The following is a 14234-nucleotide window of genomic DNA, read 5'->3' on the forward strand; positions in this document are numbered from 1 at the left end:
AAGCCCGGATGCAGCTCTGCATCCGGGCTTTGTCGTTCAATCGACTCTTTCTCCTAGGAACCGATCATCCGGTTCCACCAGCCTTTGCGTTTCGGCTTGTTCGGGTCTTCGGCTTCCGCCTCTGCATCGTTTGCCGCCTCTTCGACGGAGGGTGCCGCGGGCGCCGCTTCCTGCAGGGCAGGTTGTGCGGGTACCGGATCCGGCTCCGCCGGCGTTTCAGCCTTGGGCTCTACGGAAGATTCCGCTGTCGCAGGTTCGGATGGGGCTGACTCTGAAGTGGCCTGCTCTGCCTGGTTAGGCTCCGAAGGGGCCGGTTCCGCGGAAGAATTCGCCGGTTCAGACTCGCTTGCCGTGGCGCTTTGTTCGGCTTCCGCTTCCGCGGCTTTCTTGGCGGCGGCGGATTTCCGGGGACGCCTCGTGCGTTTCGGTTTCGCGGGTTTTTCTTCCTCGATAGCGGTCTCGGCCGGCGTTTCGTCGGCGGCCTCGGCTGGTGCCTGTCCCTCATCGGTGGATTCGGGGGCAGTCTCGGCCTTGTCCGCAGTCTTGCGGCGGCGTGGGCTGCGGCGGCGGCGCGGCTTTTCTTCCTTGGCCTCCTCGCTGCCTTCCGAAGCGGCTGCATCGGCGGTCGCTTCGGCCTGCGGGCCGGCTTCCGCCGGTTCACCCGGTTCCCCGTCGGCCGTTCCGGTATCGGCACCTTCGACTTCTTCGCTGGAGACAGCCTCGTCCGACTGGGAGTCGGCGGCTTGTGCTTCCGTCTCCTGGTTGCGGCGCTTCCGGCCACCGCGGCGGCCGCGTTTGCGCCGCTTGCGCTGACCCTGGTCGCCTTCGCCGTCGCCGGAGGCTTGCTTATCCTCCTCGTCGGAGGCGTCGGAATCGCCTTCGTCCTCGGTCGAGGTTTCCTGCGCCGCGTTTTGATCCTCGTCGCCATCCTCGAAACGGCGTTTCCGGCGGCGTCCCCGGCCGCGTCGACGGCTGGAACGTCCTTGTTCCTCGGACTCTTCCGACGAACGCTCGGCGGATACGACCTGCTGCGGTTCGGCGGTTTCGTCCGCGTCGCCGGCTATGCGGCTCAACACGAAATGCGGCGGGATGAAGTCGTCATCGGTCTCGATGACGACATGCATGCCGTAGTTTTCTTCCATTTCCGCAAGCGTCGCGCGCTTGTGGTTCAGGATGTACAGGGCCACGCTTGGCGGTACGCGTACGGTGATCTGACGCGAACGGCGGCGCAGTCCTTCCTCCTCGATCGAGCGCAGGACCCTGAGCGCGGAGGACTCGGTGGACGGGATGTTGCCGATACCGCCACAGGTCGGGCAGGGCGCGGTCATCGCTTCCAGCAGGCTCGGCCGCAGGCGCTGCCTGGACATTTCAAGCAGGCCGAAGGGACTGATCCGGCCGACCTGGATACGGGCCCGGTCACGCCGAAGCGATTCCTTCAGTTTCCGCTCCACGGCATGATCGTTCCGGTTTTCCTCCATATCGATGAAATCGATGACCACAAGGCCGGCCAAATCGCGCAGCCGCAGCTGGCGGGCGATTTCTTCGGCCGCTTCAAGGTTGGTCTTGAGCGCGGTTTCCTCGATATGGCGTTCCCGGGTCGCCCGGCCGGAGTTCACGTCGATCGCGACCAGCGCTTCGGTCTGGTGCATCACGATGGATCCGCCGGAACGCAATTGAACGACCGGATCGAAGATCTGGTTCAACTGGCTCTCGACCTGGTACCGCTGGAACATCGGGACGTTCTGGTCGTCCTTGTACGGCTGGACCTTCTTGGCGTGACTGGGGATCATCGCCTTCATGAAGTCCTTGGCGACGCGGTAACCTTCGTCGCCGGCGACCAGGATTTCGTCGATATCCTTGGTATAGAGGTCGCGGATTGACCTACGAATGAGGTTCGCCTCTTCGTGGATCAGCGCCGGCGCGCTCGATTCCAGCGTGGTGTCGCGGATCGTGTCCCAGGTCCGCATGACATATTCGTAGTCCCGCTTGATTTCGGCTTTCGACCGTTCCTGGCCCGCGGTACGCAGAATGACCGCCATACCGTCGGGAATGTTCAGGTCCGACAGCACGCTCTTCAGGCGTTTGCGATCTTGCGGATTGGCGATTTTCCGACTGACGCCGCCACCGCGGGAGGTGTTCGGCATCAGCACGCAATACCGGCCCGCAAGCGACAGATACGTCGTCAGCGCAGCCCCCTTGTTGCCGCGCTCTTCTTTGATCACCTGCACCAGCAGGACCTGCCGGCGCTTGATGACTTCCTGGATCTTGTATTGCCGTTTCAGACGCGGCCGGCGGCGCTGGGCCTCCTCCACCGCTTCGTCGGCGCCTTCGGTGCCGCCCACTTCCTCGACACTATCGCCATCCTCGCTGGATTCCTCGACGTCGATCGAGTCGTCGTCGCTTTCGTCCTCTTCCTCGATCCGGTCGGCGACCGGAATGCGGTAGTAGTCGGGATGAATTTCACTGAATGCGAGGAAGCCGTGGCGATTACCGCCATATTCCACGAAAGCAGCCTGCAACGAAGGTTCCACCCGGGTCACTTTCGCCAGGTAGATATTGCCTTTCAGTTGCTGTTTGGTTGCTGTTTCGTAATCGAATTCCTCAAGCCTGTTACCATGTATCGCCACCACCCGCGTTTCTTCGGGATGCGTGGCGTCGATCAACATGCGTCGCGCCATTAATTTTAACTCCAGCCACCGTTGTCCCGCGGTCTGAACCGGGGCGCCGGCGGCGATTATTGCTGGGAGATCCGGCTGAGACGAAGTCCGCACCATGCGGATGGTTTCGTCCAATACGTCCTGCACAATCATCGGCCGCGCCGCATCTCTGGCGTCGGACGGTTTCTTGCAGGATCTCCACGGTTTCAATCATGTTTACGGTCACTTGTCTGTTCGCTGCCGCAGGCAATGGCTTAGCGCCCATCCCGAATATCCCTGCTACGGGTTTCGACGGAACAAGCAGCTGAGCGCCATTGGATTGTTTCACCGGCGGCGGCGTGCCATCCCGGCGGCGTCTTTGTAGGGAAATCCTCTCAGCGCGAACGGGATTGCGGCACTACCGCATTAGGAACCCTTGGCGGCGTAGAGTCGCAAGTAGAAACTAACTAAAGCGAACCGCTAGGAAAACCGATTTTTCATAGATATGACTGACTTAATACCATTGTCCCATTTTTACGGAGGGTGAAACGCCCTTTTTCGGCGATCGGACAGGCACTTGGATTCGATCCCCGGCTCACCACTCCGGACACCGCAATTCATGCGCGCGCCATTGAAGAAAGGCGGGAATCTCGCCATAAACAAGTGCAGCGTGACCACCATCGACCTGATTTGAGACGCCATGTCCGCATCCGTTCCAGCGCTGTTTCGGCGGTTCGCCGTTGCCCTGGCCGTATTCCTTACGGTCACAGTCGCCGCGTTTGCGGCCCATGCCCAAAGCAAGGTGCAGGACGTGCGGGTCGGCGTTCATCAAGGTTTTACCCGCTTCGTTCTCGAACTGGATGCCGCGGCACCCTACCGTTTGCTCACCCTGCGCGATCCATACCGCGTGGTCATCGATCTGCCCGAGGTGGCCTGGGAAACCGGCGATGAAAGCGCCGGTTCCCTCACAAAAGGCGTGATCGGCAAGTTTCGATTCGGCCTGTTCCAGCACGGGGTCAGCCGGTTCGTCATCGACCTGCGTGAACCTGCCCTGATCAAGTCTCACTTTCGTCTCGATCCCGAACCGGGCGCCGGCCACCGTTTGGTGCTCGATCTCCAGCCCGGCACGGACCAGCAGTTCGCCACGGCGATGGGCAGCGTGGAGTCCGACGATTGGGCGTCCCGGCAGTCCGGCGTGGCCGCCACCGCCCGAGCGCAACAGCAAGCGATGATTCGTGCCCCGGTCCGTCCGTCGGAGCAGGCCGAGACGCGATTGAAGACCATCGTGATCGATGCCGGTCACGGTGGTGTCGACCCGGGGGCGATCGGCGCCTCCGGCATCTACGAGAAGAAGATCACACTTGCCTTCGCGATGGACTTGCGCGACCGGCTGCAGGCGCTCGGCCAGTACCGGGTTTTGATGACACGCGACAGGGACATCTATATTCCGTTGCGGAAACGCTACGAAGTCGCGCATCAGAACGAGGCCGACCTTTTCATCTCGATTCACGCAGACGCCCATCACACGCCCGATCTACGCGGTTTTTCGGTCTATACCTTGTCCGAGACGGCATCGGACAAGGAGGCGGCCGCCCTGGCGGCAAAAGAGAACAAGTCCGATATTCTCGCCGGATACGACCTGTCCGAATACGACGATCAGACATCCTTCATCCTGCTGGACCTGGCCCAGCGCAAGACGAGTGAGTCCTCCTGGCAATTCGCGCAATCGCTGGTCAAGAATGTCGGTAGCAATGTGAAATTGCTTCGCAGGCCGCACCGTTTCGCCGGTTTTGCCGTGTTGAAATCCCCGACCGTTCCCTCGGTCCTGGTTGAGTTGGGCTATCTGTCGAACCGGCGGGAAGAGAAAGACCTGCGGACCCCGGCCTACCGCGCCAGCCTGGCCGACTCCATCATTCGCGCCATCGACGTATATTTTGAGCATCAGGAGCGGTTAAGCCGTTCCTAGCACCATCATAGTCGTCTAATATTCTCTGGGAGCATGAAATCAGGTGCTGATTTCTGCCACATTTGCGTGGCATTGCAGCGCGAAGCGGTTGTATCGGCGCGCTGGCCGTGGTCTTTGCGTGCCGGACGGCTTGGCCTGCTGGTTGTGGGTTTGACTATATTGGGTGACGAATGCGTTTGATCAGGGTTTTGCTCGGTTTGCTTGGGCTGGGAGTCTTCGTCGGCTTGCTGGGCGTGGCGGCGGTAGCCTACGGGTTCTGGCATTACGGCCAGGGCCTGCCCGAGTACAAGCAGCTGATCGACTACGAACCGCCGACCGCCACCCGCGTGCATGCGGGCGACGGGCGTTTGATCGCCGAGTATGCCACGGAAAACCGCGTCTTCGTGCCGATCACGTCAATACCCAAACCTGTCGTCCAGGCCTTCGTTTCCGCGGAAGACCAGAACTTCTTCACCCATCCGGGCGTCGATTTCGTCGCGCTGGCGCGCGCGGTCGTGACCAATATCAAGATCAAGATGCGCGGGGGCGGCCGGCCGGTCGGTGCGTCGACGATCACGCAGCAGGTGGCGAAGAACTTCCTGTTGAGCAATGAAGTCTCGATCGAACGCAAGGCGAAGGAAGCGATCCTTGCGATGCGCATGGAACGGGTCCTCAGCAAAGAGCGTATTCTGGAGCTTTATCTGAACGAGATTTATCTCGGCTACGGATCCTACGGGGTCGCAGCGGCGGCGTTGAACTATTTCGACAAATCCCTGGATGATTTGACGATCGAGGAAGCGGCCTATCTGGCGGGATTGGCGAAGGGGCCGCGAAACTACCACCCGGTTCGTCACTACGACGACGCAATCGTGCGGCGAAACTACGTTATCGGTCGCATGGCCAAGGACGGGTTCATTACCGAAGAAGCGGCGCAGGTGGCCATGGCCGCCCCGCTGACGGTGGTGCCGCCACGCGACGTTCTTTCCGTCGAAGCGCGCTATTTCGTCGAGGAAGTACGACGGGAACTTGTCGATCAATTCGGTATCGACAGGGTAAACGAGGGCGGGCTCTCGGTTCGCTCGACGCTCGACTCGGAACTGCAGGAAATTGCCCGGGACGTACTTCGTGACGGCCTGATCGCCTACGATCGGCGGCATGGCTACCGCGGGCCGGTCGCGACGATCGATATCGAGGGCGACTGGAAAACGGCCCTGACCGGCGCCAAGGTGCCGCCGGATATTGAGCCGTGGCAAGCCGCGGTCGTGCTCTCGCTCGACAGCAAGGAAGTCCGTCTGGGGCTGGCGGATGGAACCGAGGGCGGCCTGCCCCTAGGGGAAATGCGTTGGGCCCGCGAGGCGCTGGACGATCAGGCGCGCGGCGCGGCGGTCAAGAAGCCCGCCGATGTGGTCAGCCCTGGAGACGTGATCCTCGTTGAGGCAGTCTTGTTCAAGGAACCGGAGAAATCCGGGGATAATCCGGAACCCTATCCGCCCGGGACCTATGCGCTTCGGCAGGTGCCGGCCGTGAACGGCGGTATTGTCGCGCTGGATCCCCATACGGGCCGTGTTCTGGCGATGCAGGGCGGTTGGAGCTATGACGATAGCGAATTCAACCGGGCGACCCAGGCTACCCGGCAGCCGGGATCGGCGATCAAACCCTTTGTGTATCTGACGGCGTTGGAAAACGGCTTCACGCCGGCCACGATGATTCTGGACGCGCCCTTCGTGCTCGATCAGGGGCCGGGAAAAAAGAAATGGAAGCCGGCGAACTTCTCGCGGAAATTCTACGGCCCCAGCCCCATGCGGGTGGGTATCGAACGGTCGCGCAACCTGATGACGGTACGGCTGGCGCAGGCGGTCGGCATGGACGCGGTGGTCCAGACGGTCGCGGATTTCGGCATAATGCAGGATATGCCGAAACAATTGTCCATGTCGCTGGGCGCCGGTGAGACGCGGCTGCTGAACATCACCGCCGCCTATGCGATGTTGGTGAACGGCGGCAAGAAAGTCACTCCGACCCTGATCGACCGTGTTCAGGATCGGGACGGCAAGACCGTCTTCCGGCACGACAACCGGGAATGCCCCGATTGCCGAAGCGTTGAATGGACAGGACAGGCCGTTCCTGTTCCGCCGGACGATCGTGCCCAACTCGTCGATCCAATAAGTGCCTACCAAGTGACGAGTATGCTGGAAGGCGTGGTGCAACGGGGTACGGGGCGGCGTATCCGTGAACTCGGCAAGCCACTTGCCGGTAAGACGGGAACCACGAATGACAGCCGGGATACGTGGTTCGTGGGGTTTGCACCCGATTTGACGGTCGGCGTTTTCGTCGGTTTCGACAATCCCATACCGCTCGGCAAACAGCCTTGGGGCGGGCAGGAGACGGGGTCATCCGTCGCAGCACCGATCTTCAAGGCGTTCATGGCCGAAGCTTTGAAGGACAAACCGGCTATTCCGTTCCGGACGCCCCCGGGCGCGCTGCTTGTCCGGATTGATGCGGAAACGGGTCAGCTGGCCGGGCCGGGCACGAAGAACGTCATCATGGAGGCCTTCAAACCGGGTACCGAACCTTCGACCTCCGGCACGGGAACCTTCATTGACGGTTCGGACGCGGACGATGCCATTCCGGCAGCCGGCGGTGCCGCCGGAGGATCGGGAAGCGCGACAGGGCTGTATTGAGGCCCGGCTCTTGCGGAAGGCAGGCAGGTATCTCTGTCGCCATCAGCACCTTCCGCGTACCGGCTTGGCTGGGCATGCACTGGCAGACTATCGGTAACTAATATTTAACTCCTTGAAGGCTAAACAAATGGATGGCGAGTGGCGCGTTCCGGCCGTTCGGAATGTCAGATGATCGCCTCGTTTGATGAAGGCTAGGCTAGACGGCCGTTTGGGAGTTTTGAATGTCGAGCCGCAAGCTCATCGTTCTGGATGACGATGAAGTCGCCCGCGAGATCGTATCCGCGAGCGCACAGCGTGCCGGCTTTTCCTGTGTCGGTTATTCTTCGGCTGCTGAACTGCACCAGGAGGCGGGTCTTCATGAATTCGATCTTCTGGTTCTCGATCTGAATCTGCTCGATACTGACGGTGTCGAAGTTCTGCAGTATCTCAGCGGCCGAGAGTTCAAGGCGCCGATCCTTCTTGTCAGCAGCCTGGAAGAGCGCGTGCTTTTTTCGACCCTGCGTGTCGGCACGTCGCTCGGCCTTCAATTGCTGGACCCGGTGCGCAAACCTCTGAGACCTTCGGAACTGGGCAATATTCTTGCCTCGATATCGAATACCAGCGCGCCGTTACGGCAGGAAGACCTCAAAACCGGCTTGGAACAGGGCCATTTCCGGGTCGCCTACCAGCCCAAGGTATCGCTCCAGGACGGCAGGGTGGTCGGGGCTGAAGCCCTGGCCCGGTGGAACCATCCGGACCGCGGCCCGATTTCCCCGGTGGAATTCATTACCTTGGCGGAAGACGGTCCCCTGATCGCGGATCTCACATACTTCGTTGCCGGAACCGCCGTTGAAGATTGCGGGGCGTGGTCCACCGCCGGTTTCCATTTGTCTGTCGCGATCAACGTTTCCGCCAAGTCATTGACCGACCGGTCTTTCAGCGATCGACTGGCCGAACTTGTCCGTCGCAGCAACCTGCAGACGGACCAGATCACCTTGGAAATCACGGAAACTTCCGCGATGTCGGATGCTTCCGCGATGCTGGCGATGCTGACCCAGCTCCGTATTCGCGGATTCAATCTCAGCATGGACGATTTCGGGACCGGCTACTCCAGCTTGATGCAATTGCACCGACTGCCGTTCTCGGAGGTGAAGATCGACAAGAGCTTTATCCTCGGAATGGACACGGACCAGGAAGCACGTGTCATATCCCGCGCGATGATCGGGTTGGGACACAATCTGGGTATGCGCGTCGTGGCGGAAGGGATTGAGAGCAAGGGCGTCATGCAAATGTTGCAGGAAGAAGGCTGCGATATCGGGCAAGGCTACTACTTGGGCAAGCCGATGTGGCAGCATGAGTTCCTGGATTGGTTGGGAGACTCTGCCGTCGCAGTTCCAGCTGAATGAACATTGCCCGAAACGACCAAGACACGGATAAGGACGATGCCCTCTGGAAAGAGGTGGGATTAGGCCATCTCGAAGGTCTTGAGCTTTCACAGCGGCCGGTTTGGATCTGGGATCTGACCAGCGAGCGGATCGAATGGGGCAATGCCGCCGCCCTCGCCTTCTGGCATGTTCCCGATATCGAAACCCTGCGTCCATCGAGCGAGATTCGATCCGTCGCCGCCAGGAAGCGTGTCGCCGCCTATGGTGACCGTGTCGCTGCTGGCGAGGTCGTTGACGAAGATTGGACGATGTATCCGGGCGGAAAACCGATTTCCGCCCGAATCATCGTGTCGGGATGTCGGTTCCGAGGGAAAAAGGCCTTGCTGTGCGAGGCGGTTGAAGGCGTCACCGCCACCAAGGAAGCGGGCGCCTATGCCCTGCGCGCTTTCGCGGAGACCTTTCATGTCTCTCCGATCGCGGAGATCGTCTGCAATACGGACGGTAGAATTCGATTTCTCAATCCCGCGGCCATGGAAGCATTCGGTGTCATGGCCGGCGCGCGTTTCATCGATATCGCGGACGCTTCAGCGGCCTCTGAACTCGAACACATTATGAAGGTTCAGGTCAGTCAGCCCTATCGGACGAAGGACGTGAAGTTCGGCGCCGACACTGACGCCCGCTGGTGGCGCATTGTCGCGCAAGCGGGAAAGGACACGACGACGGGCGAAGATGCCGTCTATCTCTACCTGCTTGACGTAACGGCGGAGCGGGAGGCGGCGCAGGCGGTACTGGCCCAGGAAAAAATGTTCGCGATGGCCTTCAATGCCTTGCCATTAGGGTTCTCTCTCAAGGACGCGGACGCACGCTATATCTTCGTCAATGAATTCCTGGAACGTCTTTTCGGCAAGAAGCGACAGGAGATCGTGGGCAAGATCATCACCGAAGTAGCCTGTTTCGACGGTGTCGACGAAGCGCTGGAGGCGGATCTCGAGGCATTGCGGACCGGCCGGTCCAGTCGGGTCCAGGAGGTTCACCCGATCGATGGCAAGATGTGCCACATCTTGCGGGGGCGCGAGGTCGTGGACGGCCTTGATGGCAGGAATTGGCTGCTGAGCTTCGGCTTGGATGTCACTGATCAAGTATTGGCACAGGAAGACCTGCAATCCGAGAAAGACTTCGTACAGGCTGTTTTGGATACGGCGCCGATCCTGGTGTTCACCCGCAGGAGGAACGGCGAATTCGGGTTCGTGAATCAGGCGGCCAAGCATTTCCTGAACGATAAGCCGACGCCGATCCTGGGCATGGACCCATTGGGCGCCGGACGCGAAGACGACCCCGGCGCTGCCATCGATTCCGTTTACGATCTTGTCGAACAACGTCAGGACCGCGTCACGACTGAAACGGTTTACCGGACGGAAGCGGGCGAGGAGCGGTCGTTTCGGACAACCAGTCTTCCCCTGAACCGATCGAAAGGCGATTTGGAAGTGCTTTCCGTATCCGTGGACATCACGGAACTGAGGCAGGCGCGGATGGTTGCCGAACGGGCGAACGAGGCCAAGAACGGTTTCCTGGCGGCAATCAGCCACGAAATCCGCACACCGCTGAATGGGGTGCTGGGCATCGCGCGCCTGCTTGAGGATACAAAACTGGACCGCGACCAGGAGCAGATGGTTCAGACGGTTCAGGAATCCGGTCAGCACCTGCTGTCGTTGATCAACGATATTCTCGATTTCTCAAAGATCGAAGCGGGCGCGGTGACTTTGGAGGAAGAGTCTTTCGACCTTCATTCCTCGCTCGCCTATATCGCCGATATTCTGTCCCCACGGGCACAACAGGCAAATATCGACGTCCTGTTCACCGTGGATGGCGCTGTTCCGCGCGGGCTGACCGGCGATCTCGGCCGGGTACGTCAGATCCTGGTCAATCTGATCGGGAACTCTATCAAATTCACCAAACAAGGCGGCGTGCATCTTTCCGTCGATGTCGAGGAACGGAAGGACGAGTTGGTTCGGCTGCGCTTCGCCGTCACCGATACTGGCATCGGCATACCGGAAGCTGCCCTGCCGACATTGTTCGACCCCTTTACGCAAGTCGATTCCAGCGCGACCAGGCGCTATGAGGGCGCCGGGCTGGGTTTGGCGATATGCATGCGCTTGGCCACTTTGATGAACGGCGAGTTGGATGTTGTCAGTAAATTGGGCTCGGGCAGCACATTCACCGTGATCCTTCCGTTCATCGTGACGGAGAGCGCGGCCGGTCGCGACATGAATCTCGAAAATCCGCTCGATGGGTTGCATGTGAATATTGTCGGCTTTTCGCCGCTGGCGGCGAAAGCGCTTTCCGGTCAGGTCCTGGGTTGGGCGGGCCGGCCGGCCGTTTTCGGATCAGTTGCGGAGGTTCCGGATCCAGCCGCATCCGATCTCATGATCATGCCGGAGGCGGTGGCGCGAACGGCCAACGGCGGGGCAGCTGCCGAACGGTGCCCGACTTTGCTGTTGCTGGATTGGGCCGAATCCCAGGCCAATATCTCCACTTCGGGATTCGATACCCTGCGCCGTCCAATCTCTCCTTTAAAACTGGCGGGCGCGATCAGACGGGCGCTCGCCGCCGGCGGCACGATCGAACCTGATGACGACGACTATCAAATGCAGGAGGATGCCGAGAAACTGGCCAGCGACACGGCTTCGGCGCTTCAAATCTTGGCTGAAAAGAAGAACAAGTCTTTGCGGATACTCATCGCCGAGGACAATAACGTAAATCAGTACGTCATTGGCCAGATGGTCCGAAATGTCGGTCATACGGCGGATATCGTGGGCAATGGTTTGGAGGCGGTCCAGGCGGCGGCCTCGCTTCCGTACGATGTCATCCTGATGGATGTTCGGATGCCGGAAATGGATGGCATCGAAGCGACGGCAAAAATCCGGCAGTTACCCCTCCCGGCCGGCAAGATACCGATCATCGCGATGACCGGCGACGTTCTGCAGGAAACGGTCGATGCCTGTTACAAAGCGGGCATGGACGGTTATATCGCCAAGCCTTTCGATCGTGACGTGCTGATGACGGAATTGGCCAATCTGGTCGGCAGCGGACGTATTTCCAGCACTCAGACCATGAGCCCCACCCTGCCGATCGCCGATGAAATCGACGAGGAAATGGTCTTCGAGATGCTTCAGGTCCTCGGCAGCGAAGACTACATGCGGCTTTTGGACCAGACGGTGGTCCGAACCAAGACGGTGATCGAGGATATGCGGCGCGCGGCAGCCGTCCGCGGCACAGATGAACTGGTGCAGAAGGCCCATGCCTTGCAATCCTCGCTCGGCCATCTCGGCTTGAAACATGCCCGGGATGTATGCCTGTTCATCGAGCAGAACGCGCCGAGGCGTGACATGTCCGAGATTTCCGCTGAGATCGACAAACTGGGCGAGGTCGTCGAGCGCGGCGTTTCGCGCATCAAGTCGGACCATTGACGGGCCGTCCCCGACCGCGGCGGGGCTTGTCACACTAGGCCCTATCTTCTAAACGCCTGTTTATCCGCGACGGGCGATCCGCCCGGCCAAAATTTCAAAAAAGAGGAAACCTTCTTTCATGCGGGCTGAAATTCAGACTGTGGTCGACGAACTCAAGCAGTCCTTGGAACTGCTGAGGAGGCATCTTTGACTTGGAGAATTCCAAGAAACGCCTGCTTGAACTGAATGCCCGGGTCGAAGACCCGACCCTGTGGGACAATGCCGCCGAAGCGCAGAAGATCATGCGTGAACGCTCGTCCCTTGAATCCCGTATCGGGGGCTATGAGGAACTCGAAAACGGCTTGAACGACAATGTCGAGCTGATCGAGATGGGCGAGGCCGAAGGCGACACCGATGTCGTCTCGGAAGCGGAAGATGCGCTTGTCGCCTTGGGCGATACGGCGCGCAAACTGCAGATCGCCAGCCTTCTGTCCGGCGAAGCCGATGCGAATAATTGCTTCCTGGAAGTTCATGCCGGAGCCGGCGGGACAGAATCTCAGGATTGGGCCAGCATGCTGCTGCGCATGTACACCCGCTGGTGCGATCAGAACGGCTACAAGACGCAGGTCATCGAAGAAAGCCCGGGCGAAGAAGCGGGCATCAAGTCCGTCACGCTGAAAATCGACGGACCGGACGCCTATGGCTGGCTGAAGACCGAAACCGGCGTGCATCGCCTGGTTCGGATATCGCCTTTCGACTCCAATGCGCGGCGGCACACCAGTTTCTCGTCGGTCACGGTTTATCCGGAAATCGATGATTCCATCGAAGTGGAAATCGAGGACAAGGATCTGCGCATCGACACCTATCGCGCGTCAGGCGCCGGCGGTCAGCACGTCAACCGAACCGACAGTGCCGTCCGTATCACCCATATCCCGACGGGCATCGTGGTCCAGTGTCAGAACGACAGGTCGCAGCACAAGAACCGTGCTCAGGCGATGAAGATGCTGGAAGCACGGATCTACGAGATGGAGTTGCGCAAGCGCGAGGAAGCCGCCCAGGCCGAGCATGAAGCCAAGACCGATATCGGCTGGGGCCACCAGATCAGATCCTACGTGCTTCAGCCATACCAGATGGTGAAGGATCTGCGCACGGGGGTCGAAAAAGGCAATGCCCAGGGCGTGCTGGACGGCGACCTGACGGAATACCTTGAAGCCGCGCTGTCCATGAAACTGGATGGCGGACCGAACGCGCCGGTCGAGGATATCGACTAGCGATCCGGTTATTTTTCCAGGAAGAAATCAAGCAAGAGCCCGGCGGTTTCGTCGGGCTTTTCTTCTGCCAGGAAATGCCCACACTCCGCCAGGGCCCGACCGCGAACGTCCGCTGCCCGTTCCCGCCAGCAGGCCAGGACATCGTATTGCGCTTCCATCACGGCCGCGCCGCCCCAGATTGCCAGAAGGGGGCAGGCGATCTTGGTGGTTAGATCCTCTTCGTCATGAACGAGGTCGATCGTCGCGGCCGCGCGATAATCCTCACAGGATGCATGGATCATGGCCGGGTCGTTCCAGCAGCGTTGGTATTCCGCATAGGCTTCCGGGTGAAAGTAGCTGTTGCCCTGGGGTGAGAGGCTTCCGGTCTTGAAACCGTAGTAGAAATCCGGATCCGCGCCGATCAGAGTTTCCGGAAGCGGGTTCGGCTGGGCCAGGAAGAACCAGTGGTAATAGGCCATCGCGATGCCCTGGTGGGACTCCGAGAAGATCTTGTGGGTCGGGACGATGTCGAGCACGGCCAGACGCTCGACCCGGTCCGGATGGTCCATCGTCAGCCGATGGGCGACACGACCGCCGCGGTCGTGACCGGCTAGTAGGAACTTCGTGAAACCAAGCGCCTCCATCACGGCGACCTGGTCGCGGGCGCTGGCGCGTTTGGAATAGGGGAAATGGTCCGACGTCGTTTCCGGCTTGCCGCTGTCGCCGTAGCCTCGCAGGTCCGGCGTGACGACGGTGAAGTGTTCCGCCAGTTTCGGTGCAACCGCGTGCCACATGGCGTGGGTCTGCGGATAACCGTGCAGCAACAGGACGGGCGGGCCATTGCCGCCGATGCGCAGGTTGATCTCCGTATCCGCTGTTGCGATCCGCTTTTGCTCGAACCTCTCGAATAACATG

Annotated in this window: 7 protein-coding genes; 5 read left to right on the plus strand and 2 right to left on the minus strand. The window is 60.3% G+C overall.

Translation table 11 applies throughout. The annotated features are described in order from the left end of the window. Window positions 1-53: 53 nt before the first annotated feature. Window positions 54-2678 carry an Rne/Rng family ribonuclease gene (locus tag ACQK2G_RS02635; RefSeq protein ID WP_425403465.1) on the minus strand — a complete coding sequence of 875 codons (2625 nt, stop codon included), beginning with the start codon at window positions 2676-2678 and terminating at the stop codon, window positions 54-56. A gap of 658 nt (window positions 2679-3336) precedes the next feature. On the opposite strand from ACQK2G_RS02635, the gene ACQK2G_RS02640 reads away from it, so the two are divergent. The 5 genes from ACQK2G_RS02640 (at window position 3337) to prfB (ending at window position 13340) form a co-directional block, all read left to right on the plus strand. Further along, complete coding sequence (locus ACQK2G_RS02640; protein ID WP_425403466.1) at window positions 3337-4602, plus strand: N-acetylmuramoyl-L-alanine amidase; 1266 nt, start codon at window positions 3337-3339, stop codon at window positions 4600-4602. 170 nt (window positions 4603-4772) lie between these two features. After that, window positions 4773-7259, plus strand: a complete 2487-nt coding sequence (locus ACQK2G_RS02645) for a penicillin-binding protein 1A (protein ID WP_425403467.1) — start codon at window positions 4773-4775, stop codon at window positions 7257-7259. A 221-nt stretch (window positions 7260-7480) separates the two neighbouring features. Continuing rightward, on the plus strand, window positions 7481-8644 hold the full coding sequence (locus ACQK2G_RS02650) for a GGDEF/EAL domain-containing response regulator (protein ID WP_425403468.1): 1164 nt from the start codon (window positions 7481-7483) through the stop codon (window positions 8642-8644). Further along, complete coding sequence (locus ACQK2G_RS02655; RefSeq protein WP_425403469.1) at window positions 8641-12090, plus strand: ATP-binding protein; 3450 nt, start codon at window positions 8641-8643, stop codon at window positions 12088-12090. The genes ACQK2G_RS02650 and ACQK2G_RS02655 overlap by 4 nt, the downstream gene beginning before the upstream one ends. 118 nt (window positions 12091-12208) lie before the next feature. Continuing rightward, a protein-coding gene (prfB, locus tag ACQK2G_RS02660) for a peptide chain release factor 2 (protein ID WP_425403470.1) occupies window positions 12209-13340 on the plus strand; the annotation gives its coding sequence in 2 pieces (ribosomal slippage) (window positions 12209-12277 and window positions 12279-13340; 1131 coding nt in all). Window positions 13341-13348: 8 nt separating this feature from the next. On the opposite strand, the gene ACQK2G_RS02665 is transcribed toward prfB, so the two are convergent. Next, window positions 13349-14233 (minus strand): alpha/beta fold hydrolase, encoded by an 885-nt coding sequence (locus tag ACQK2G_RS02665; protein ID WP_425403471.1) that lies wholly within the window; start codon window positions 14231-14233, stop codon window positions 13349-13351. Window position 14234 lies beyond the last annotated feature (1 nt).

It is taken from the genome of Hwanghaeella sp., assembly GCF_965227365.1.
Taxonomy (GTDB): Bacteria; Pseudomonadota; Alphaproteobacteria; order UBA8366; family Aestuariispiraceae; genus Hwanghaeella.